We start from the raw sequence: 21,881 nt of genomic DNA, 5'->3' as shown, positions 1-21,881 counted from the left end.
ATTTATTTTTTCGCTTCCTCCTATTTCAATGAGCGGTTACACGTGTTATAGTTTGATTGTTGTTCTATCGGACGACAGGCCTACGACGATTCGGAGAGTGATCGCAACTTGTTCAGGCAATATGTCAAAAGGCTTAGAGAGCCCTCCGGCAGAGCGCTGGAATGCATGTTGTTTTTTATTGTAATCAATCTGATTTTTACCATCATTTTTGATTTGAACGTATATCATACCTTGACGCAAAATTTACTTCATACTGTCCCGGTATGGCTGCAACTTCTTGTCCTGTTTATTACAAAAATGGTTGTTGACAAGCTCCCCTCTCCCCTGAAATATTTCGCAGGGATAGCGGGAATCGCAGGCATCTCGATCATTCCTGTACTTGCTCATCCGGAAAGCAATACGTTGTTTCTGATATTGGCAGCCCCTATATTGCTTTCCGCGTTCAGCTTTGAGTATAAAAAAATTGCTTTCGGTTATATCTGCAGCATGATTACCTTGATCGTCAGTTACTGGTACGTAGACAGCATACGGAGCCTGCAAACGGAGGAGCTGCTCATGTTGATCATCTATCACTTTTTTCTGACGATACTGATGTGCAGCATTGTACAATATAACCGGCTTTTGATGAACCATCTGGAAAAATCACTGAAAAATAATGAGCAGCTTATGATTCAAAATGTCGCGATGGAGTATTTAAACAAAACCGATCCGCTGACCGGACTTTATAATCATATGACCTTCCAGGAGTATTTGGACAAGCTCATTGTTCACAGTGAAGATAACCCCTTCCGAATTCATCTCGCATTGATTGATGTTGATAATTTCAAATGCGTCAACGATATCTATGGGCACCGCGCAGGAGATATCGTACTGAAGAACGTATCAACGATTATACAGAAGCATGCGGGACCGAATGATTTTGCCGCCAGATACGGCGGGGAGGAGTTTGCAGTTATTTTTACGGAAAAGAAAACTGCGGAAGTATTCGCTACGGTTGAATCGATCCGCCGGGAAATCTCCGCCCATACGTATGAACGGTTGAACAACTCGGCTGTAACCATCAGTACGGGAATCAATAAGTATCAGCAAAGCAAAGGAAAAGAAAATTTCTTTCAGGGAGCAGATACAGCCCTTTACACCGCCAAACGAACCGGTAAAAACAAGACCGTGCTCCATTCGGACCAAGAATTTAATATGTGAATAACAAGCGCACTTCCGGTCAAAAAGTGAATTTCTTTCCGGCATGACAGGCGCTTTTTTTGTTCAGAAATTTGAATAAGATCAGGATTCTGTGATAAAGTAAGCATGATACGCTATTTAAGCTTACATTCGGCAAGGGGGGAGATGAGTAATGAATCCAATCATTTCGGCTGTACGTTTATGGACCGTTATGCTGCTTGGCACCATTATGCTGTTTTCCTTCCCTGCCCCTTTCTTTGATGAAGCTCGCGGGATGAGTGCGGGGGGCGACGGCTTGGCGGAATCCTTCAGCCTGAGCCACCCCAAAGAAACCTACCAGAAGCCCGCAATCCGGGCTCAATCCCATGGATGGGTCAAAATGATTGCGGCAGCCAAAGCATTGCCTTTCTTTGCCGTTTTGCCCATTTTAATGGTATGGTCCTGTCCCCGGCCCTCTTTGCCCTTTTTGCCCATCATTTATATAGCTTTCAAGCGAATTTATTTGAAGCCGCTGAAATTTACCTCCAGATTCGTGGTGTGTGCCTGATCATGTCATAAATTGATCAGAACTGCAGCACATTAGAATTCAGGAGGCTAACCACAATGGAAATACGTGAATCTGTATTGCCCGGAATCGGGATGAAGTATCAAATGGATACAGCCAGCGGAGACCGGCTCGTGGTCATTATCCACGATGACGGCAGACGTGAGCTGTATCATTTCGACTATGAGGATTTGGAACAGAGCATATCTATGATTACGCTTGAGGATCAGGAGGCCAGACAGATTGCCTCGATTATCGGCGGCATGGCCTACAGGCCAAAAAACCTGGAAAGTGTAGACATGGCGTTTAACGACCTCATCATTGAATGGTATAAGATCGAACCCCAGTATGCCTGTGCAGGCAAAACTATCGGTGAACTGGATGTCCGCCAAAATTCAGGCGCATCCATTATAGTCGTCATGGAAGACAAAAAAACAAAGCATATCAACCCGGGTCCTGATGTTGTTCTTAAGGCGGAAGCAACTGTGCTTGCTGTTGGAGAACGAGAACAGCAGAAACGCTTTAAACAAATCCTGATAAGCGGAAGCGGGTGATTGGATGGACCATATCGTATTTGAAGTTGGATTGGCCATTGCACTCATCGCTTTGTCAGGCCTGATCTCCGCCAAGCTGCGGTTTTCGGTCATCCCCTTTTATATCTTGGTCGGCATGGCCGTCGGCCCTCATGCCATGGAAATATGGCACTTTGACTTCCGGTTTATCGAAAGTGCGCCATTTATCGATTTCATGGGCAGAATCGGCGTCTTGTTCCTGCTGTTTTATCTGGGTCTGGAGTTCTCCGTCGGCAGGCTGATCAAATCGGGACGGTCCATTGCTGTCGGAGGAACTATTTATATCCTCATCAATTTCACTTTGGGGCTTGCCCTGGGCTTCGTTTCGGGCTTCCCCATTGCTGAAACGCTGGTCATCGCGGGCATTACCACCATTTCGTCCAGTGCCATCGTAGCGAAGGTATTGGTGGATTTGAAACGGACCGCCAACCCGGAAACCGAAATGATCCTTGGCATTATTATGTTTGAAGATGTCTTTCTTGCTGTGTATATCTCCATCCTGTCGGGGCTTGTTCTCAGCGACTCATCCTCTATCGGCGGAGTAGTGCTGTCCGCTCTGATCGCCTTGGGCTTTATGCTTGCGGTCATCCTGATCGGGCGAAAAGCCGTCCCGCTTCTGAATAAAGTTCTGAATATCCGCTCGAATGAGCTATTTTTGCTTGTGATATTTAGCACACTTTTCCTGGTGGCCGGCTTTTCGGAGACGATTCATGTGGCCGAAGCCATTGGAGCGCTGCTGGTGGGACTGGTGCTGGCGGAAACGGATCATGCGAAGCGGATCGAGCACCTGATTGTGCCGTTCCGGGATTTTTTCGGGGCTATGTTCTTCTTCAGCTTCGGACTGTCCATCGATCCGTTGTCCCTTGGCGGCACTGCTGTCTGGATCGCCCTTGCGGCGGTGCTCGTTACGCTGTTCGGGAACTTTACGGCAGGCATGCTTGCCGGACGCACAGCATCCCTTTCCCCTAAAGCTTCCGCCAATATCGGACTGACCATTGTATCGAGGGGCGAGTTTTCCATCATCATGGCGAACCTCGGACGGGAAGGCGGCCTGATGGAGATTCTGCAGCCTTTCGCAGCTATATACGTCCTCATTCTGGCCATTCTCGGTCCGGTGTTGACCAAGCAGTCCAAGCCAGTATTTATGGCTTTGAATAAGGTACTCAAGTTCAAGGATCCTCGTATACGGAAAGAAAAAAGCACCGGTACAGGTTGAAAAAAAGCTTGCCGCATTTCATCACGCGGCAAGCTTTTTTTCATATATTCGTTTTAGTTCTGCATTACAAAATCGCGCTCAATGCTGCTGCTTTCGTCAAAGACACGCAGAATATCATATCTGGTGTTGCGCTGGGCAGGCGTATGCCCCGTTTCGCGGATCAGCTGCAGGATCGACTCAATGTTGACTTTATATGTAGCCCCGGCTGCCGACACTACATTTTCCTCAATCATGGTGCTGCCGAAGTCATCGCAGCCGTAATACAGCGACTTCTTGCCGATTTCAGGCCCCATCGTTACCCATGAAGACTGGATATGCTTGATGTTATCCAGCACGATCCGGCTGATGGCCACTGTCTTCAGGTACTCCTCCGGCGTTTGTCTTTCCAGCTTCAGATTGGTGTTGTCAGGCTGGAATGTCCAGGGAATAAACGCAAGGAAGCCTTCCGAATCATACTTGTTGGCAATGCATTCATCCTGGGCATCACGCACCCGCATCAGATGCAGCGCCCGCTCTTCCATCGACTCGCCCAGTCCGATGACCATCGTAGCGGTGGTGTTCATGCCGATTTTGTGGGCTGTCTTCATGACATCCATCCAGTCTGTCCAGGAGCCCTTCAGACGGCTGATCTTACGGCGTGTGCGGTCATCGAGAATTTCCGCTCCGCCACCGGGCAGGGAATCAAGGCCAGCTTCATGAATTTGCCGGATCACCTCTTCCAGCGACAGACCGTCTGATACGACTTTCATCTTCTGAATTTCGGCCGGCGAGAAGGAGTGCATCGTAATGTTCGGAAAACGCTCCTTGATCGCTTTTAACAAATCCGTGTAATAGCTGAAGGGCAGGTTAGGGTTCGTTCCGCCCTGCATCAGAATTTCCGTGCCGTAGACATCCTCTGTTTCCTGAATCTTCCGAAAAATGACTTCATCGGGAAGCACGTAGCCTTCGTCCGAACCGGGTCTGCGGTAAAAAGCGCAAAAACGGCAGTACACGTCGCATACATTCGTATAATTTATATTTCGCCCGATGACAAATGTCTTGATCGGATTCGGATGCATCCGGTTCATGATCACATTCGCCGCATCCCCCATCTTCTCAACCTCATTGGATTCAAACAGGGCAATGGTATCCTCCAGGTTCATTCGTTCACCGCGCAATGCCTTATCCAAGATATGGTCTATTCCACTCATTTGTCGCTTCCTCCCATCCTTCATCCTGTAAGAAATCTCTTATGAAAATAATGATATATGAAACCACTATATTACCATCGTAACACAGGTGCAATGTGAAAAACAGCACCTATTCCAAAGGTACTGTTTTTGCAAGGGCATTCTATTCAAATGGCAGAGCCTGTTCGAGATCGGAAATGAGGTCTTCAATATCCTCAAGGCCTACCGAGAAGCGCAGCAAGCCGTCCGTAATGCCGCGTTCAAGCCGGACGCTGCCCGGCATGGCCGCATGGGACATCATGGCAGGGTAGGAGAGAATGCTTTCAACAGCGCCAAGGCTGACGGCAACGATCGGAAGACGCACACGGTTCAGCAGTGCCTTGGCGCGTTCGCCTGAACCGACGTCAAAGGAGACTACGGCACCGTAACCGCTGGACTGCTTCTCATGAATTTCGCGTCCCGGATGATCAGCGAGGCCCGGATAGTAAACCGCCTTGATATCCTGCCTGGCATGAAGCCATTGGGCCAGCCGGCGTGCGCTTTGCTCACTGTGTGCCATACGGGCTTGCAGTGTCTTCATTCCCCGCATCAGCAGCCAGGATTCCTGGACGCCCAATACGGTACCCAATCCGTTCTGCAGCTGCTTCAGCTGCACAGCTAATGCTTCCGTGCGGGCAACGGCCAAGCCTGCCAGCACGTCGCTGTGACCGCCGAGAAACTTGGTGGCGCTGTGCAGAACAATATCCACTCCCATTTCGATGGGACGCTGATAATAAGGGGTCATAAACGTATTGTCCAGCATGGTGATGAGATCATGCTTATGGGCCCAGCTTGTGACCGCCTCAATATCCGTTATTTTCAAAGTCGGGTTGGACGGGGTTTCCATATATACCGCTTTAGTGTTGGGCTTCAGGGCTTGTCTGACTTCATCCAGATTCGTCATATCGACAAAGGTGGACTCGATGTTCATCCGGTTCAATATTTGGGTCAGCAGCCGATAGGTCCCGCCATACACATCCTCGGTTACGATCATATGGTCACCGGCCGACAGCATCAGGAAGGCGCTGGAAATAGCCGCCATCCCGGATGAGTAAGCAAATCCGCGCACTCCGCCTTCCAGCAGCGCAATATAATCCTCCAAAGCCTGCCGGGTCGGATTGCCGGAACGGCTATAGTCAAACTGCGGCGGATTAAAAATGTCATGATGATGAAAGGTGGAGGCCTGGTAAATCGGCACACTGGACGCGCCAGTTTGGCTGTCAATTTCCGCTCCAAAGTGCAGGAGCCGGGTGCCGAACTTCAGCTCTTGCTCCCCTTCTTTCCGCTGCCCGTCTCCGCTCATTCCGCAGCCCCCCCTTCGAGCTCACGATGTGCGGCTTCAAGCGCACCACCCAGATCCTGAATAAGGTCCTCCGCATGTTCAATGCCAACGGAGAAACGAAGCAGCCTGTCGTCGACGCCTACCGCATCCCTGATTTCCGCCGGAATGTCCGCATGGGTCTGCACCGCAGGATAGGTCATAAGTGATTCAACCCCGCCCAGACTTTCGGCAAAGGCGATCAGCTTGATATGGCGCAGCAAAGGCTCTACCAGGCGGGCATCCTTGACCTTGAACGAGAAAATTCCCGTATTCCCGGAGGACTGTCTGTTTTGAATCTCATATCCCGGATGGCTCTCCAGGGCCGGATAGTATACGTCCGTCACCAGCGAGTGAGTCAGCAGATACTGTGCGATCTGTGTGGCATTCTGTTCATGTCTGTCCATGCGCAGGGCAAGGGTTTTCATGCCTTTCATCAATTGGTAGCTGTCGTTCGGGGACAGCACGGCCCCAATCGAGTTGTGCAGGAAGGCCATTTCTTCGGACAGCTCTTTTCCTTTGGTGACGATCAGTCCGGCCAGGACGTCATTATGACCGCCCAAATATTTGGTGGCGCTGTGAACTACGATGTCGGCACCCAGTTCAATCGGTCTTTGGAAATATGGCGTAAGCAGCGTATTGTCCACAATCGTCAGCAGATCATGCTTTTTGGCCCAGCCGGCTACCGCCGCGATATCGGTAATCATCATGAGCGGGTTGGTCGGCGTTTCGATAAATACGGCCTTCGTGTTCGGACGGCGTGTCTGCTCCAGCGCATTGAGGTCATTCGTATCCACATAAGAGGCGGTTACGCCGTATTTGGAGAGGATGCGTTCCAGCAAACGATAGGTTCCTCCATACAAGTCAAGGGAAACGATCAGATGATCCCCTTGTCCGAACAGAGTAAAAATCGTCTGCAGAGCGGCCATGCCGGAGGAACAGGCGAATCCGGCGTCTCCGGATTCCAGCTCCGCTGCTGCTTCTTCGAGCACCTTGCGAGTCGGATTCGTGGTACGGATATAATCGAAGCCTGTGCTCTGTCCGAGCCGCGGATGACGGAAAGCTGTCGACTGGTAAATCGGAAAATTCACCGCACCGGTTACAGGCTCATTGACGGAACCGATTTGGGCTAATCTGCTTTCGATTTTCAATTTTGGGTTATCCATATAAATCCTCCTGTTCGTTTTTACTTATTAAATTTGAGGCCCGATATCACCGATGTCATAAGGGGTCTCCTGGTACACATAGTAGTTCAGCCAGTTAGAAAATAATAAGTTGGCATGGGCCCGCCACGTGGACGGCGGTGTACAGGTTGGATCATCCTGCGGGAAATAATTTTGGGGCAAGGGAACATTGTCCAAGCCTTTGGCCATATCCCGGTCATACTCCCATTTCAGGGATAACGGATCATACTCGGAATGGCCTGTCACAAAAATCTGCTTGCCGTCCGTCGTAGCGACAATATACACACCGGCTTCTTCCGATTCCGAGAGCAGTTCCAGTTCGGGAAAACGTTCAATATCCGCGCGGCGGACTTCCGTATGCCGTGAGTGAGGCGCATAGAAGACTTCGTCAAAGCCGCGCAGCAGCTTCACATGAGGCTTGCTAACTGTATGCGCAAAAACGCCGAAGCATTTGCTGTCCAATCCGTATTTGGGAACCCCGAAATGGTGGTATAAGCCCGCCTGCGAGGCCCAACAGATATGCATGGTGGAGGTCACATTCGTCCGGGTCCAGTCAAAGATGCTGCGAATCTCCTCCCAATAATTTACATCCTCAAATTCAAGCTGCTCTACAGGCGCACCTGTAATAATCATGCCATCAAAGCGGGTATTTTTGATTTCGTCAAATGTTTTGTAAAACATGTCCAGATACTCCTGGGACGTGTTTTTGGACACATGCGACTGCGGGTGAACGAGCGTGACATCCACTTGCAGCGGGGTGTTGCCGATCAGCCGCAGCAGTTGGGTTTCGGTCGTTTCTTTGGTCGGCATCAGGTTAAGAATCGCAATGCGGAGCGGACGGATGTCCTGGTGATAGGCCTTGCTCTCGTCCATGACAAAAATGTTCTCACCCGCAAGAACCTCCTTCGCCGGCAAGGTGTCTGGAATTTTAATCGGCATAATGCTCACTCCTGTTCATGAAGTTTGCGAAAATCATTGCTGAGATGCCGGGCATATTAAAAATGACCTTTCTCGCAGCACGAGAAAGGTCATATCTGATTCATATGCGCCTCTCTCATCTCTCAGATCCAGTTTCTAAAGAAAATGTGACCTGCAAGAATTAGCACCGTGCGGATCACCGCCGGTTGCCGGGTTTCATCGGGCTAGTCCCTCCACCTGCTCTTGATAAGATTTCGCTATTTTCAATTTTAACTAATTCAAATATCCTGTATCAAACTTTAAAGCATGAACACCTCTCTCGTCAAGCAGAAAAATCCATTCATCGCGCACACGGATTCGGCTGCCTCCATAAGATGAAAACAGCAAATGAAAATGTCCAGTTTAGCCCTTGAAAGGCCATCTGGCGGGCGTTATACTAGACAAGTGCTGCAGGCGGCTGAAACTATATGCACAGTTCAAGATTGGCGTATAAAAAAGGACTGCTGCGGCTCATCTTAATATAATTCGATAGGGGTGACACCAACCATGGAAGGCGACCCGAGTCCGAATAGGCGGCGGAAGCATGACAACAGCATAGGAATGACTTCAGCTTGCCGGAGACGGGACGCACGTTCTTCATGTCTGTGGAGCTTCTAACTTCCTGGGTCTGGCACCAGTCTGAAAGCATTCCTTGTGAACATCATTCGCCCTGGGGCGAAGCATAAGGAGTGAGAGAAATGAAAATCCGGTTAGTGAACAACGGGGTATTTACCCTCATTGACGACATTGAAAATACATTGACGGCACCGGCCGACGGCTTTTACTGGATTGATGCCGATGTTGAAGATCTCGCGGTGCTGCAGCCGCTCTTTTCCATTCATGATCTGGCTGTGGAAGACTGCCTGAGCGAAGAAGACCAGCGTCCCAAAATTGAAATATATGATAATCATTACTTTATCGTTGTAAACAGCATCCGGTTTGATGATGAAGAAATCTTTCTGCGTTCCCTCAATATTTTTCTCGGCAGACATTTTATCATCACCATCACCAGACAGAAGATCAATGAGCTTCGTTCCCTGAAGCCGCTGCTTTGGGAGCAGGAAGTGAATTCTCCTGACCGTTTTATGTATCTGCTGATCGACCTGATCGTAGACAATTATTTTCTCGTGGGCGACCGGATCGAGGTTCGAATCGAAAAGCTTGAGGAAGACATTCTGATGCATACGAAAAAATCTCATTTGAACGAAATTATCGGTCTGCGCAGTGAAATTTTATGGCTTAAAAAAGTGCTTGGCCCGCAGAAGGAAGTCATCAATACGTTGAACAAACGGGATTTGCGCCTGATTGACGAGCAATTGCAGAAATATTTTAGCGACATTTATGAAAACGCCGTAAAAATTTCCGAAACCTTCGACACCTACCGTGATCTGATGGGCAACCTTCGTGAAGCCTACCAGTCCAGCATTGCCAACCGGGCCAACGAAATCATGCGGGTTTTTACAGCGATCACCACCGTATTTATGCCTTTGACCGTCATTACAGGAATTTATGGAATGAACTTTGATAATATGCCCGAGTTGCACACCCGCCACGGATATTTTGTCGTGATTGGCGTGATGATTGCACTGGGCAGCAGCATGTTTCTGATTTTCCGCAAGAAAGACTGGATCTGAATATTTTACAGAATAGGAATGAAAGACGGAGCCTTCCTTCGGGACAGGGTCCGTCTTTTTGGCATTCACCACTAGATGCAGTTTGCTTTAGCTGGCGCTCTGTTTGCCTCCTTCATCGCGACGGTAACAGATACGCACCAGCCGCAGACGCTCATAAATTTCATCCAGCTTCATATCCCCGTGATTTGGATCGCCATACACCCGCTGCATAACAGGCTTCAAAAAGCGGTCTCCCAGCTCCTGGTAGGCCTCCCGAATCGCCTCCTGCTCCTGCTCTGTAGCGCCCGACAGCTCACTCCGGATCACGTTATCTACATCGTACCCTTCTCGCTCAAGCACCTCCAGCATTTCAATGACTTCCCTGCGCGGCAGTTCCGCCTGCCGACTTATGTCCTCCAGGCCAAGACCTTCCGCCGCCCCCTTCAGAATCGCCTGGCGCTGATTAAATCTGTCGAGCTCCAGCTTGTACTTCTGTTCCTTCTGGCGGTAGCTCCAATTGATAAAGTCCTGGGCATCAAGCTCTTCCATCACCCAATGCAAAGGAAATGGACGATACTGCTCACCCTTACAGGTGATAGCCAGCAGTTCCGCTCCATAGGCCCGCACCTTGCTCTCCCCCATGCCCGGCAGTTCAAACAGCTCCGCTTCATTCCGTGGGAGAAAGACACTGATCAGCTTCAGCAAACGGTTGCTTGCAATCATATATGGGGCCCTGTGCTCGGCTGCCGCCCGGCGCCGGCGCCAGACCGTAAGCTCGGTATACACATCATCACGGGGATGAAGATCGCTGTAGCAGTATAGCTTCTGCACAAACAACCCACGGCTCCCGCCTTCTTCGCGCTCATGGAATACCCCGTCAATAAGCGGACGGTACCCTTCGGACAGCTTCAAAGCCAGCTGATAGCGGTAAATGGAGAGCATCTCCTGCCATGAACGTCCCTCATACCAGACGCTATCCTTCTCGCCATCCCCTTCTGTAGTCCGCCAGCCGACAGACCATACTCCCTCTTCTTCCCCGATCCATACCTGGGCAGCCCCCAGTCCGTCGGCTTCCTCCGTCTGCGACAGCTTGTTCAAGAATACAATCTCCATACTACAAAACCTCCTCTGGTTATGTATCAGTATCAGCATCCGGCAACAAAAAAAGCACCTATTTCGCGTATTCGCAAAATAGGTGCTTCCTTATAAACCGTGCTATGCTGTTAAGCTCATCTTATAACGGAAATGTATGCCAAGTCAAAGTTTTTTTTCACAAATGATCATATCCCCAGACGGGCCAGCGCAAACGCACCGGACAAGCCGGCATTGTCGCCAAGTCCGGGAGGAACGATATAGCTGTCGATATCCGCCGTAAGGCTTGCATGTTGAACGTAACCTTTAAGCATCTCCTGCAGCTTGCGGCGGATCAGCGGAAAGAGCTGCGCCTGCTTCATGACTCCTCCGCCCATAATAATTTTTTGCGGGGAAAGAATCAGAACGTAATTCATCAAAGCCTGAGCCAGATAATAAGCCTCCATCTCCCATGCGGGATGATCCGGAGAAAGCTCCGCCCCTTGGGTCCCCCACCGTTTGCTGATGGCAGGCCCTGCGGCCAGGCCTTCCAGACAGTCGCCGTGATAAGGACAGAAGCCTTCATACGTGTCTTCCGGATGGCGGCGGACCAGAATATGCCCCATTTCCGGGTGGGACAAACCGTGAAGCATTTGCCCTCCGACAACGGCCCCTGCGCCGATGCCTGTTCCAACCGTAATATAAATGCAGCTGTCCAGGCCTTTGGCGGCTCCCCAAGTATATTCACCCAGAGCGGCTCCGTTCACATCCGTATCAAAACCCATCGGAACATCAAAATGAGTCTTCAGCTTGCTGATAAGATTATAGTTGCTCCAGTGAGGCTTGGGCGTTGTGGTAATGTACCCGTATGTACTGCTGCCGACAATCGGATCAATCGGCCCGAAGGAGCCAACCCCGATCGCTTCGACATTCTTTCCTTCGAAATATTCAATGACCCGGGCCATCGTTACTTCGGGTGCTTCCGTCGGGAAGCTGACCCTGCCCATAATTTCCCCCTGCTCATTGCCGATACCGCATACAAATTTAGTCCCGCCTGCTTCAATTGCACCCAATACTGTCATTCCAACCTCTCCCTCCCTTATACAATGCAATCCCTTCAGCCCAAACGTTTGCGCAGCGGCATCTTCCAGCTCTCCGACAGCGCCTCTACTTCCAGCAGCCGCTTCGTCTGTTCAGCATGATCCTTCTCCTGGTACATGATCCGGTTGGCCTCCATTACAGTGATGTGCTCCTTCGGCCTCTCCACCAGCTCCATTGAGTCCCCTGGAGACAGTTCCCCCTCTTCAAGCACTCTGAAATAATAGCCCGTGTACCCAGTCTGCTGAAATTGCTGCGGAAGCTCCTTCCATCCGTATCTTGCCGCCAGTTTGAAGCAAGGCTGGCGGGGCTGGCTAATCTGTACGAGCGCACGGCCAAGCCGGTAGATGTCCCCAATGCTGACCGTATCCTCCGCAGCCCCAGACGTCGTCACATTTTCCCCGAAAGCTCCGAAAACAAGCTCGCGGTCCATGAGCTGCGCAAAATACGCATAGCGGCTGTGATCATAAACGCATACCGCCTTGTCCGGGCCGCCATGATGCACGAGATCCGCCTGTCCGTCACCGGGAATCCCGCTGCGTGTCAGAAGAATGGGCCTGTCTGCGGGTAATTTGTTAATGCCGCTAAGTACTTCCTTGCCACCGTGCATAAGTACGGCCGGCAATGCAATGTTCACGGACACAGCTGACGCCGCTGCATTGTTCATTTCTGATCCTCCTGCGATCTATACTTATCCTATCTTCTCCCGAAATGTTCCAAACGTCAATTGGGTAAAGCTAAAACGTTTGCAGATTCGTTCCGAATATGAGCGTATTGCTCAGTTTGCGGCCGGGAGCCGTCTGTATTTTGCCCCCTGCGTACATGCCGGAGGAGGCACCCCCGTCTAGATTCATGGCCTGCTTGGCGCCCAGCTTCTCCATGATTGCTGCCCATTGCTTCATGGTCGCCGCCGGTACCGTGGCGAGCAGGACCGATCCGTCAGGCATGATGGCAATTCCGCTGCGCGCCCCGGAAGCGTTCAATATCTTCGGATCCTTGAAGCCCTCCGCTTCAGGATTCAGGGAGACTTTACCGTCCGTGATCAACCGAGGCCCGGCGCCTACTCCGGTCACTACGTCCTGCCAATCAAGGACTTCACCCTTTTGGTTGCTGTATGTCGTGGTCACGGTTACGGCCGCTCCCTCTGCAAATCGCTGCGCCGTGCTTCTCATCGTCCCGGTAAACACGAGCACATATCCATCCTTCGGAATGGAGACATTTGTATTTATCCCATTTTTAACGACAATCCCGTCACGTACGGTTACGGCAATGCCCCCCTTGAACCCTACCGTCGCCCCGCGTTCCGGCGTGTACAGCATCGAGGTGTTTGCATTTTCGGCAGGAGTTCTGTTCATAAAGGTCGCATACCAGCCCAAGGATCTGCCATCTTTTCCTGTTACCCGTCCCGTGATACTGACACTCAACGCGTCCATAACAACTGTTCCATCCTGCTTGAAGCCAACCGTGGTGCCATATCTGCCAATGTGAATGACCTTGCCCCCGGATATCAGCATGCCATAAGGATCCGGAGCTCCGTTATACGCTTCGAAGAACGCGCCGTTGATGGCAGCTTCGGCATGATATTTTTGGACGATGCCGCTTAAATCCTGGGTTTTGCCGACCTGTCCCTGTGCCAAACCGATTGCCGCCGGTGTGCCTTTCGGAATGCTGACTGTCTTCACGGTAAAAGTGCGTCCCGCAGCAGTTACTTTTTTCACCGCTGTTTGTATCCCTGGCTGCGCCGAAGCCTCCACCCGGGGTATACCGTCTCCGGACAGCAAAAAGGACACCGACATCGTCAATGCCAGCATCCCGGGTATCCACTTTTTCCATCGCTTGCGCGCCCAACTGCTCATGATCCTGCCGCCACTCCCATCATTATACTCAAGCTTTTCATTTCAAGCTGTTCAAATTTGTCCGCGATCAGCGCGTGATCAAGCTGCAGCAGACTGCTTTCCAGCGAGCAGGCAACCGGCACCTCACAATGGATCTCGGCCAGCTTGCGCGACAGGTGGAGCATGTCCAGATCGTTCTCGATCTTCTTTTTGACGGAAGGACTCAGATGCTCCAGGTTAGCCAGAATACCCTCAATGGAGCCGTATTCCTGTACCAGCTTTAGCGCCGTTTTCTCGCCGATGCCTCGCACCCCGGGGTAGTTGTCGCTTGTGTCCCCCATCAATCCTTTGACATCTATGATTTGACGGGGCTGCAGCCCTTTTTCCTCCATCAGGCTTTCGGGTGTGTAGACCATATAGTTGCCTTGGCCCTTTTTCATAATAATGACTTTAACCCGCTCATCCACCAGCTGCAGAAGATCATGGTCGCCTGAGAGAATCAGCACGTCCGTATTCTCGTCACGGGAATAGTGGCGGGCCAGAGTACCGATGCAGTCGTCCGCTTCATAACCTTCCGCCCCGATGTTCGGAATGCCCAGGCTGTCCACCACTTCACGGATCAGAGCAAACTGGGGAACCAGATCGTCCGGGGCTTCTGCACGATTGCCTTTGTATGCGGCAAAATGCTCGCCTCTGAACGTCTTGCCTCCCATATCCCAGCAGCAGACGACATGGGTGGGACCGAAGGCCTGTACCGCATCCCAAAAATAGCGGATAAATCCATAGATAGCATTGGTCGGGATTCCTTCTTTGGTGCGCCGTATATATCCATGGGCCGCTGTTGCGTAATAGGCGCGGAAGAGCAGCGCCATCCCGTCTACCAGCATAACCGATTGTCCGTTGTTTTGTGTCACGTAAGTGTCTCGCTCCATTTCCGTAAAAATAACCTTGTTCGAGTATACCATATTGGCTGACGTTCAGGGACTGTCCATGAAGTTCCAGTTAAAGAATCTTTAGCAATTTGCAAAAAGACAGGCTCACGCCTGTCCCCATACCTCGCCGTATTGATCCTCTTTAAATCCGACGGTGACCCGCTGTCCGTCGGTAACGACAGGCCGTTTAATCAGCATGCCGTTGGAGGCGAGCAGGTTCAACTGCTCCTCCCGGCTCATGCCCGGCAGGCTGTCCTTCAGCTTCAATTCCTTGTACACCTCGCCGCTTGTGTTAAAGAACTTTTTCAGGTCAAGCCCGCTCTTATCCACAAGCTCCGCAAGCTGGCCGGCTGTTGGCGTATCCTCTACAATGTGATGAAGCTCAAGCTCATGCCCGTGGTTTTGCAGCCATTTAACAGCATTGCGGCAGGTGCTGCATTTCGGATATTGATATACTGTCAATTTACTCATATTGCATGTCCTCCATCATTCCATCCCAATACGATGCTTTTCTTTAGTGTTATATGTTATTTTGCAGCTTGCAGCACTTCTTCCAAACGAAGCAAATCCGGCGGCAGCGGAGCCCGGAACGTGCATCGCTCTCCTGTAAGCGGATGATCGAAGGAAAGCTCGGCGGCATGCAGCGCCTGTCTTGAAATCAGACTGTCGAGAAATGCTCTTCGTTCGGCCTTGCCGGTATCAGCACTTTCATCCGTGGCATTGGCAAAATACATCGGATCTCCGATCAGCGGACAGCCGATATACGTCATATGCACACGAATCTGGTGAGTGCGTCCGCTTTCCAGCTTCAAAGAAATTCTGCTGCCTTCCGGCCATCTCACCTCAAGATTGTAAAGCGTGAGGGCAGGATACCCATCAGGAGTTACGATGCGCTTGTGCGGGTTGAGCGGATCGCGGTCGATTGGGCCGTCCACTCTTCCTGCGGGCGGCTCCGGGCTGCCATGCACATAGGCCTTATAGCGTTTGTCCACCATGCCTGCAATCATTTGCTCTGATATATGCTGATGGGCATACGGGTTTTTGGCGATGGCCAGCACACCCGAGGTATCCTGATCCAGCCGGTGAACAGGCCGGAAGCGGAACGATTCTCCCTTGGACTGCCAGTAATACACAACCGCATTGGCCAGCGTTCCCGTGTAGTGGCCATGTGTCGGATGAACAATCATGCCCGCAGCTTTATTCACAATCAAGAGATGCTCATCCTCATAAAGGATGTCAAAAGGGATAGGCTCAGGCAGAATATCCTCCGAGGTTTCCCGTTCCATGCGGATTTCCACACAGTCCCCCGGGCGCACCTTCACATTGACGTACACGCGGCTTCCATTGAGCATAATCCCCTGCTCCGTAAGCTTCAGACGCGACAGGAGCTTGCGTGAAACGCTCATTCTTTTGTGCAAAACCGTCTTTAGCAGCATGCCTTCATCTTCCGGAGGAATCTCATATACAATCGGATCATAATAAGCGGTCATTCTTTTCTACCAAACACCTTTTTGCTGCGAACGTATTCCACATCAGCCACTCCCAGCCTTGCATTGGCCGTACGCGCAGCCACGAAGAAATAGTCGGACAGTCTGTTCAAATATCTGCGGACAGCAGGATTAATCTCCGCATGAGAGCCGAGTGTAACAGCCCGCCGTTCGGCGCGGCGGCATACCGTGCGGCATACGTGCAGAGCCGAAGAGAAGCGGCTTCCGCCCGGAATAATAAAACGCTCCACCTTCGGGTTCTCCGCTTCACAGCCGTCGATCCACTGCTCAAGCCGCAGCACCATCTCTTCCTTTACCTTATATTTTTTATCGCTCAGCCTTACGAAAGCCAAATCGGAGCCGCAGTCGAACAGCTCCTGCTGGATCTCGGCCAATTGCTGCCGCAGGTCTTCGAACACCTCTTCCTCGGCAAAGCTGATCGCCTGTCCCACAAAGCTGTTCAGCTCATCAATGGTGCCGTAAGCTTCAACCCTGTCATCATCCTTGCGCACCCGTCCTCCAATGACAGAGGTTTCGCCTTCATCTCCCGTTCTCGTATATACACCCATCATATTCCTCCTTTACGATTTAGCCCTAATATCGCAAGCTGCGCTCCTTCAATTCCACCGCCAAACCTGCCGTCAACTGGAATACCCTGTCCGCCCGCTCCGCCATTTCCATGTTCAGGCGGGATATCAGCCTGCCGTACAGCGCTTCTTCTGCACTGGGATGAAGCATGGAGGATATTTCATTCGTTATGACGAGCAGCATCCCCTGATAGCTCAACAGCTTGTCCGATAATCGCTCCGCTTTCACCTCAAGCCGCCTTCGCTCCGCTTGCTCCAGCGGTTCGCTGCCAAATTCGTCGCTCAACCAGCCTGTAATGCTGTCAACAATAACGATCCTGCGGTCGGCACGAAAGATGTTGGACTCCAAATTGAGGTGCTCAAGCACATTGGGCAGCGGCATCTCATGGTCCACGCTGATCCTGTGGTAAGATGGCGGCAGTTCGCAGCCTCCGGCAGATGCTCCGGCGGCAAGCCGGCCAGGTGCCGAAATATAAATCCCTTCACGTGCAAGACGTGTTGCCATCGACAATGCAAACCTTGTTTTCCCTGTACCGAGTCCTCCTGTAACCATGATTAACATACGAATTCCTCCCAGTCACCGTACAGAACAGAGGTAAATAATCACCTTATTCAGCCAAAGCCTTCAATACGCTGACCGCTTCCTCCAGATTGCCCGTTCTTGGCGGGACCGTTGCATACAGATTGGATGAGGCGTAGCCAACCTCCTTGAACAGAGCCATCTCGTCGGCAGGAATACCATACAAATGGGTTTCCATCACCGTCTCCTCTGCTGCTTGCCCATCTTTATTCACAGCCTCGAATACAGCTCCTTCAAAGACGCCCCCTGGATAGGCTTCCTTGTCAAAGTATTCATCGAGGGGCAGGTTCCCGCCTTCTCTGCCGTTATTTCTCATATCTTCCTCCGGCAGAATGAAAATATCATGCTCCCCGGCCACGTACTCCACCAGCAGCTTTGAGCGGTCATAAATAGGGCTGGTAACCACCTCGACAGCAGGGCCCCCTTCACTTAGCTTCTGCTGCAGCTTTTGCTCGAGCTCCTGACTGATGGCCGACGGATCCCCCTGATTATCAATAATAAAGATGGAAAATGCCTTGTTGTCGTCCTCCCCGCAGCCAGTCGCCACGAGCAGAAATGCAAGCACACCGAACAGCTTCAACAGCCTCTTCATCTATGTACCTCCCTTTCCCCATGCATTCAATATAGCACAGGTTGGGAAGGCAAAAAAAGAAGCCCACCGCGGGGCCTCCCATTAGTCCTAAGAAGACAGTGCAGCTAACCGGATCATCGGTCAGACGCCTTCTGCTTTCAGCTTGTGCACAAAATTTCCGATCCGCTCCAGCGCTTCCGTCAGTTGGGCAACAGATGTGGCATAGGAGCAACGCAAATATCCTTCGCCCCCGAGACCAAATACATTTCCTGGCACGGCGGCGACTTTGGCATCATAGAGCAGTCTTTCGGCAAACGCATCCGAGCTTAACCCGGTGGATTGAATACTCGGGAACACATAGAAGGCCCCCTGCGGTTCATGGCAGTCCAGCCCCATGTCCCTGAAGCCCTGTACCATCAAACGGCGGCGCTGATTGTAGGCATCGACCATCCGGTCCTTTTCCCCCATTCCGTTGCGCAGCGCCTCCAGTGCGGCAACCTGCCCCATCGAAGGAGCGCACATCACCGTGTACTGATGAATTTTCAGCATAGCCGAGATGAGATCACGGTGGCCGCACGTATAGCCGATTCTCCAGCCTGTCATCGCAAATGCTTTGGAAAAACCGCTGACGAGAATCGTCCGGTCCAGCATTCCCGGGATGGCCGCAAAGCTGACATGATTCTGATCATACGTAAGCTCGGCATAGATTTCGTCCGAAATCACGATCAGATCATGCTTTTCAACCACCTTCGCAATCGGGAGCCAATCCTCATAGCTCATTGTTGCCCCCGTAGGGTTGCTCGGGTAACAGAGAATCAGCACCTTGGAGCGGGGCGTGATTTTCGCCTCAAGCGCCTCCGCCGTCAGTTTGAAGCCGTTATCCGCGAACGTCTCGATGCCCACGGCTACACCGCCGCCAATCGCTGTTATCGGAGAATAGGAAATATAACAAGGCTCCGGAATGAGGATTTCATCCCCGGGTGTAATCAGGGCCCGCAGGGCGAGATCAATGGCCTCGCTGCCCCCGACCGTTATAATCATCTCATCCTTTGGATTATAGTTGACGGAGAAGCGGCTGCTCAAATAATGGCTGAGCTCCTCGCGGAGCTCCGGCATGCCTGCATTGGACGTATAGCTTGTAAATCCGCGCTCCAGGGAATAAACACAAGCCTCACGCATATGCCAAGGTGTTGTAAAATCAGGTTCGCCCACACCAAGTGTAATAATATCCTTGCTTCCTCCGACCAGATCGAAAAACTTCCGGATCCCTGAGGGCTGGATGTCTCGAACCAGGGGAGCCAGATAGGAGTTCATGGATTTGCTTCCAGCCTGCAGAGCCTGTTCTTGATTAAGTGTCATTATGAGTCGCTTCCTTTACGGCGAGATCATGAGACGGTTATCTTCTTCCTTGTCATCGAAGATAATGCCGTCCTGCTTGTATTTTTTCAGGGTGAAATTCGTTTTGGTCGACAGTACGGAGTCAATCGGGGACAGCTTCTCTGATACAAAATTCGCGACTTCGCGCAGATTCTTGCCCTCCACCTCCACCAGCAGATCATAAGCTCCGGACATCAGATAGACCGATTTCACCTGCGGATACAGATAAATGCGCTCCGCAATGCCTTCAAAGCCTCTGCCCCGCTCCGGTGTTATTTGGACCTCAATCAACGCGGTGACCTTCTCGTCATCCACCTTGTCCCAATTGACGACCGCTGCATATTTCACAATGACATGCTTGTCTTCCAGCTCTTGAATGGCGGCTTTGACCTCCTCCTCGGTTATGCCGAGCATGGTCGCCAGCAGGGCGGGCGTACGTCTGGCATCCTCTTTCAGAAGCTCCAGCACTTTTAATTTTGTCTCATTCAACTCTGTCATGCAAAGACCTCCAGCGTGTTTTCGCGGACGTTGACCACTCTTCATGTCAGGTCTGCGAAAATGATAATACTTATATTACATCAATTTATATCAGGTGCAAAGCAAAAACAGCCATTCATACCTGAAGGGCTGCTGCAGTGAACCTATTGTTTTGCAGAGTAAAAATATGCTGCACAGCTATTCCGATGCCGGCTTCCAGCCTGCGGATTTCATCATTCCCCGCACAAAGAACCAGCCGATTACGGGCGCACATCCAAGACCGATCATCAGCCACGTGATAACATGCGGCATGCGGCTCACCGAGAGCACCCCGATAAAAACAAACGTACCGATCAGACGCCCCGTCATGAGACACAGCTCGCGCAGCACGACCAGCTCGACGCGTTCAGCAACGTTGCGGTCCGTCGCTCCCATTAAGTCGAAGCCCAGTGTAGTAATGGGGATCAGATAAAGCGGGATAAACAGCGACGTACCGATGCCCATGAACAGAAGTGTGCCATACTGCACCTTCCACAGCAAAGGAAGCAGGACCGCTACCAGCAACAGTGCGCCTATCAGCATGCCTGCGGAGCGGTAGCGCGGCCGCAGCCATCTGCCTGCCGCCCAGAAGCTGACAAGGGATACCGCCGACGTAATAAGCGAAAACTGTCCAAGCTTCCATTCCTGCTTGGTGGCCACAAAGACGAGCAAAGTGATAAGAAAAGAAAATACCCCTTCCCGGATTCCTTGGGCGGCAAGCGCCAGGGAGAGCGGTCTCCATGGGCTCCCCCCGTCAGTCAACCTGTTCCACGGCTCGGCCCAGTTATATTCTTCCTTGACCTTTCGCTTCTTGAGGAAGAAGCTGAGGATGACTCCAACGATATAAATCGCCAATGAAATACTGAAAATGACACGGTAACCTGTGTCGTTTTCCATGCTTGCTATAATCCAGCCCGAAAGCCACGGACCCACGATGCCGGCAAAAGATCCAAGCAGCCCCACCCAGCCGTTAAACCGATCCCTGTTGCGACTGTCGGTAACCTCAAAATAGACCACATTAAACGCAAGCCAAAACAGACCAAGCGCAATCCCCAGCAGAATGCCGAGCGGCCAAATATAGTGAACAGCTCTGGGACCTGACCATAAAACAAGCAGATAAAATATTCCGGACAGAGCCGTACCTGCGCGGAGGGCATTCATTTTGTTGTGTTCCTTTACCCACTTTCCCGCAACCCAGAAGGTCAGTCCGAGCGCCACCTGCTGGCTGACGGTAAACCAGCCGATCATGGCATAATCCGGTTTGGTTTTCCACAGGTACACATTGAGAAACGTGCCTGACAGCGCTCCTGCTAATACAAACAGCCCATTCATGCCAAGCAGTAGAATGGACTGTTTATTCAAGCTCGATTTCAACAGTGTCCCCCCTCTAACCAAGATCCGCCCAGCGGGCTCTCCGTTAACATGCCCTAAAATGTTCAAAACATGTCAGGGGACAGCAGTCTTTTATTTACGGCCGGATCCAAGTGCATGCATCAACCGGAGTCTGTCATCCTCGGCGAGGCTATGCTGTACCTGGAAACACCCGGTGCACACATAGATATTCATGGTAAAAGGCGGTTCAAGCACAGGCTTCCCAAGCGGAGCCGGAACAGACGGGACAAAGGTATCTGCCGTGACGGTTCTTGTTCCTGTCAACAGCATGTATTCCCGGCAGTGCGGACATTCCGGGACCTCTTCCTGGCTGTCGAGCACCTTTTCTACACCTTCTTCATAAGCCAGCAGATCTTGCCCGCTTTCTTCATATTTCTGCAGCGTATGCAGAACCGGAAGCCTGTGAAGGCCCTCATCCTGCCAGGCTAACAAGTCCTCATCCCCGGCTTCCTCGTCATCATGTTCATCGGACTGGCGCCCATTCAACATTTCTTCCTCTTCCTCGCCGATATCAACCGTTAATGTCCGGTACCCCTTCAGCTCGTTATGACAGTAAGGGCACTCTTCCTCCGGGCCAAGCTCCTCATCCCAGACGATTTCCGTCTGGCACCACGGGCAAATGGTTTTCTCCATATCCGTATCCT

General features: G+C 51.5%; 23 protein-coding genes and 1 riboswitch. Of the genes, 5 read left to right on the top strand and 18 right to left on the bottom strand.

All coding sequences use genetic code 11. The annotated features are described in order from the left end of the window. Nucleotides 1-108: 108 nt before the first annotated feature. From ACE41H_RS14520 to ACE41H_RS14505, 4 genes are all read left to right on the top strand, one after another. Nucleotides 109-1,200, top strand: coding sequence for a GGDEF domain-containing protein (locus ACE41H_RS14520; protein WP_375356035.1), 1,092 nt, complete (start codon nucleotides 109-111; stop codon nucleotides 1,198-1,200). A gap of 151 nt (nucleotides 1,201-1,351) precedes the next feature. After that, the gene (locus tag ACE41H_RS14515; RefSeq protein WP_375356034.1) at nucleotides 1,352-1,726 is read left to right on the top strand and encodes a hypothetical protein; all 375 of its coding nucleotides are present in this window, start codon (nucleotides 1,352-1,354) and stop codon (nucleotides 1,724-1,726) included. Nucleotides 1,727-1,782: 56 nt separating this feature from the next. Next, nucleotides 1,783-2,277, top strand: a complete 495-nt coding sequence (locus ACE41H_RS14510; RefSeq protein WP_375356033.1) for a cation:proton antiporter regulatory subunit — start codon at nucleotides 1,783-1,785, stop codon at nucleotides 2,275-2,277. Nucleotides 2,278-2,281: 4 nt separating this feature from the next. Beyond that, nucleotides 2,282-3,511 carry a cation:proton antiporter gene (locus ACE41H_RS14505; RefSeq protein WP_375356032.1) on the top strand — a complete coding sequence of 410 codons (1,230 nt, stop codon included), beginning with the start codon at nucleotides 2,282-2,284 and terminating at the stop codon, nucleotides 3,509-3,511. A 53-nt stretch (nucleotides 3,512-3,564) separates the two neighbouring features. On the opposite strand, the gene mqnC is transcribed toward ACE41H_RS14505, so the two are convergent. The 4 genes from mqnC to metA form a co-directional block, all read right to left on the bottom strand. After that, nucleotides 3,565-4,701, bottom strand: a complete 1,137-nt coding sequence (gene mqnC, locus ACE41H_RS14500; RefSeq protein WP_375356031.1) for a cyclic dehypoxanthinyl futalosine synthase — start codon at nucleotides 4,699-4,701, stop codon at nucleotides 3,565-3,567. 142 nt (nucleotides 4,702-4,843) lie between these two features. Then, nucleotides 4,844-6,022: an aminotransferase class V-fold PLP-dependent enzyme gene (locus ACE41H_RS14495; protein ID WP_375356030.1), complete on the bottom strand. Its 1,179-nt coding sequence runs from the start codon at nucleotides 6,020-6,022 to the stop codon at nucleotides 4,844-4,846. Then, entirely contained in the window at nucleotides 6,019-7,203 is a 1,185-nt protein-coding gene (locus tag ACE41H_RS14490) for an aminotransferase class I/II-fold pyridoxal phosphate-dependent enzyme (protein ID WP_375356028.1), read from the bottom strand. Before ACE41H_RS14490 ends, ACE41H_RS14495 begins: the two co-directional genes overlap by 4 nt. Before the next feature lie 27 nt (nucleotides 7,204-7,230). Then, entirely contained in the window at nucleotides 7,231-8,160 is a 930-nt protein-coding gene (gene metA, locus ACE41H_RS14485) for a homoserine O-acetyltransferase MetA (protein ID WP_375356027.1), read from the bottom strand. Between the two features lie 112 nt (nucleotides 8,161-8,272). Continuing rightward, a riboswitch (SAM riboswitch) is annotated at nucleotides 8,273-8,392 on the bottom strand. 484 nt (nucleotides 8,393-8,876) lie between these two features. Between metA and corA the strand changes: the two genes are divergently transcribed. After that, nucleotides 8,877-9,812: a magnesium/cobalt transporter CorA gene (gene corA / locus ACE41H_RS14480; protein ID WP_375356026.1), complete on the top strand. Its 936-nt coding sequence runs from the start codon at nucleotides 8,877-8,879 to the stop codon at nucleotides 9,810-9,812. A gap of 87 nt (nucleotides 9,813-9,899) precedes the next feature. Here corA and ACE41H_RS14475 read toward each other — a convergent pair whose 3' ends face one another. The 14 genes from ACE41H_RS14475 to ACE41H_RS14410 form a co-directional block, all read right to left on the bottom strand. Beyond that, complete coding sequence (locus tag ACE41H_RS14475) at nucleotides 9,900-10,904, bottom strand: HRDC domain-containing protein (protein ID WP_375356025.1); 1,005 nt, start codon at nucleotides 10,902-10,904, stop codon at nucleotides 9,900-9,902. Between the two features lie 167 nt (nucleotides 10,905-11,071). Next, on the bottom strand, nucleotides 11,072-11,944 hold the full coding sequence (locus ACE41H_RS14470; protein ID WP_375356023.1) for an ROK family protein: 873 nt from the start codon (nucleotides 11,942-11,944) through the stop codon (nucleotides 11,072-11,074). Nucleotides 11,945-11,979: 35 nt separating this feature from the next. Beyond that, entirely contained in the window at nucleotides 11,980-12,627 is a 648-nt protein-coding gene (locus ACE41H_RS14465; protein WP_375356022.1) for an MOSC domain-containing protein, read from the bottom strand. A 70-nt stretch (nucleotides 12,628-12,697) separates the two neighbouring features. After that, nucleotides 12,698-13,816 (bottom strand): phosphodiester glycosidase family protein, encoded by a 1,119-nt coding sequence (locus ACE41H_RS14460; RefSeq protein ID WP_375356021.1) that lies wholly within the window; start codon nucleotides 13,814-13,816, stop codon nucleotides 12,698-12,700. Further along, a complete protein-coding gene (locus ACE41H_RS14455; protein ID WP_375356020.1) occupies nucleotides 13,813-14,709 on the bottom strand; it encodes a 5'-3' exonuclease in 897 nt (298 codons plus the stop codon). Before ACE41H_RS14455 ends, ACE41H_RS14460 begins: the two co-directional genes overlap by 4 nt. A 123-nt stretch (nucleotides 14,710-14,832) precedes the next feature. Continuing rightward, the gene (locus ACE41H_RS14450; protein ID WP_375356019.1) at nucleotides 14,833-15,198 is read right to left on the bottom strand and encodes an arsenate reductase family protein; all 366 of its coding nucleotides are present in this window, start codon (nucleotides 15,196-15,198) and stop codon (nucleotides 14,833-14,835) included. Between the two features lie 56 nt (nucleotides 15,199-15,254). Further along, on the bottom strand, nucleotides 15,255-16,217 hold the full coding sequence (locus tag ACE41H_RS14445; protein WP_375356018.1) for an RluA family pseudouridine synthase: 963 nt from the start codon (nucleotides 16,215-16,217) through the stop codon (nucleotides 15,255-15,257). Further along, nucleotides 16,214-16,783, bottom strand: a complete 570-nt coding sequence (locus tag ACE41H_RS14440; protein ID WP_375356017.1) for a cob(I)yrinic acid a,c-diamide adenosyltransferase — start codon at nucleotides 16,781-16,783, stop codon at nucleotides 16,214-16,216. The genes ACE41H_RS14445 and ACE41H_RS14440 overlap by 4 nt, the downstream gene beginning before the upstream one ends. Nucleotides 16,784-16,808: 25 nt before the next feature. Further along, nucleotides 16,809-17,363 carry a bifunctional adenosylcobinamide kinase/adenosylcobinamide-phosphate guanylyltransferase gene (locus ACE41H_RS14435; RefSeq protein ID WP_375356016.1) on the bottom strand — a complete coding sequence of 185 codons (555 nt, stop codon included), beginning with the start codon at nucleotides 17,361-17,363 and terminating at the stop codon, nucleotides 16,809-16,811. Between the two features lie 46 nt (nucleotides 17,364-17,409). Next, entirely contained in the window at nucleotides 17,410-17,973 is a 564-nt protein-coding gene (locus tag ACE41H_RS14430) for a hypothetical protein (protein WP_375356015.1), read from the bottom strand. A gap of 120 nt (nucleotides 17,974-18,093) precedes the next feature. Further along, nucleotides 18,094-19,311: an aminotransferase class I/II-fold pyridoxal phosphate-dependent enzyme gene (locus tag ACE41H_RS14425; RefSeq protein WP_375356013.1), complete on the bottom strand. Its 1,218-nt coding sequence runs from the start codon at nucleotides 19,309-19,311 to the stop codon at nucleotides 18,094-18,096. 15 nt (nucleotides 19,312-19,326) lie between these two features. Further along, nucleotides 19,327-19,827, bottom strand: coding sequence for an Lrp/AsnC family transcriptional regulator (locus tag ACE41H_RS14420; protein WP_375356012.1), 501 nt, complete (start codon nucleotides 19,825-19,827; stop codon nucleotides 19,327-19,329). Between the two features lie 177 nt (nucleotides 19,828-20,004). After that, on the bottom strand, nucleotides 20,005-21,219 hold the full coding sequence (locus ACE41H_RS14415; protein WP_375356010.1) for an MFS transporter: 1,215 nt from the start codon (nucleotides 21,217-21,219) through the stop codon (nucleotides 20,005-20,007). A 90-nt stretch (nucleotides 21,220-21,309) separates the two neighbouring features. Then, the gene (locus ACE41H_RS14410; RefSeq protein WP_375356009.1) at nucleotides 21,310-21,870 is read right to left on the bottom strand and encodes a hypothetical protein; all 561 of its coding nucleotides are present in this window, start codon (nucleotides 21,868-21,870) and stop codon (nucleotides 21,310-21,312) included. Nucleotides 21,871-21,881: the final 11 nt, after the last annotated feature.

The organism is Paenibacillus enshidis (genome assembly GCF_042136365.1).
GTDB classification, from domain to species: domain Bacteria; phylum Bacillota; class Bacilli; order Paenibacillales; family Paenibacillaceae; genus Paenibacillus; species Paenibacillus enshidis.
The sequence above is the reverse complement of the archived record's forward strand: the minus strand, read 5'-3'. Positions and strand labels throughout refer to the sequence as shown.

Coding starts and splice junctions, on each gene's coding strand:
- ACE41H_RS14515 (WP_375356034.1), top strand. CDS start 1,352: ATGAATCCAATCATTTCGGCTGTACGTTTATGGACCGTTATGCTGCTT.
- ACE41H_RS14510 (WP_375356033.1), top strand. CDS start 1,783: ATGGAAATACGTGAATCTGTATTGCCCGGAATCGGGATGAAGTATCAA.
- ACE41H_RS14505 (WP_375356032.1), top strand. CDS start 2,282: ATGGACCATATCGTATTTGAAGTTGGATTGGCCATTGCACTCATCGCT.
- mqnC (WP_375356031.1), bottom strand. CDS start 4,701: ATGAGTGGAATAGACCATATCTTGGATAAGGCATTGCGCGGTGAACGA.
- ACE41H_RS14495 (WP_375356030.1), bottom strand. CDS start 6,022: ATGAGCGGAGACGGGCAGCGGAAAGAAGGGGAGCAAGAGCTGAAGTTC.
- ACE41H_RS14490 (WP_375356028.1), bottom strand. CDS start 7,203: ATGGATAACCCAAAATTGAAAATCGAAAGCAGATTAGCCCAAATCGGT.
- metA (WP_375356027.1), bottom strand. CDS start 8,160: ATGCCGATTAAAATTCCAGACACCTTGCCGGCGAAGGAGGTTCTTGCG.
- corA (WP_375356026.1), top strand. CDS start 8,877: ATGAAAATCCGGTTAGTGAACAACGGGGTATTTACCCTCATTGACGAC.
- ACE41H_RS14475 (WP_375356025.1), bottom strand. CDS start 10,904: ATGGAGATTGTATTCTTGAACAAGCTGTCGCAGACGGAGGAAGCCGAC.
- ACE41H_RS14470 (WP_375356023.1), bottom strand. CDS start 11,944: ATGACAGTATTGGGTGCAATTGAAGCAGGCGGGACTAAATTTGTATGC.
- ACE41H_RS14465 (WP_375356022.1), bottom strand. CDS start 12,627: ATGAACAATGCAGCGGCGTCAGCTGTGTCCGTGAACATTGCATTGCCG.
- ACE41H_RS14460 (WP_375356021.1), bottom strand. CDS start 13,816: ATGAGCAGTTGGGCGCGCAAGCGATGGAAAAAGTGGATACCCGGGATG.
- ACE41H_RS14450 (WP_375356019.1), bottom strand. CDS start 15,198: ATGAGTAAATTGACAGTATATCAATATCCGAAATGCAGCACCTGCCGC.
- ACE41H_RS14445 (WP_375356018.1), bottom strand. CDS start 16,217: ATGACCGCTTATTATGATCCGATTGTATATGAGATTCCTCCGGAAGAT.
- ACE41H_RS14440 (WP_375356017.1), bottom strand. CDS start 16,783: ATGGGTGTATATACGAGAACGGGAGATGAAGGCGAAACCTCTGTCATT.
- ACE41H_RS14435 (WP_375356016.1), bottom strand. CDS start 17,363: ATGTTAATCATGGTTACAGGAGGACTCGGTACAGGGAAAACAAGGTTT.
- ACE41H_RS14430 (WP_375356015.1), bottom strand. CDS start 17,973: ATGAAGAGGCTGTTGAAGCTGTTCGGTGTGCTTGCATTTCTGCTCGTG.
- ACE41H_RS14425 (WP_375356013.1), bottom strand. CDS start 19,311: ATGACACTTAATCAAGAACAGGCTCTGCAGGCTGGAAGCAAATCCATG.
- ACE41H_RS14420 (WP_375356012.1), bottom strand. CDS start 19,827: ATGACAGAGTTGAATGAGACAAAATTAAAAGTGCTGGAGCTTCTGAAA.
- ACE41H_RS14410 (WP_375356009.1), bottom strand. CDS start 21,870: ATGGAGAAAACCATTTGCCCGTGGTGCCAGACGGAAATCGTCTGGGAT.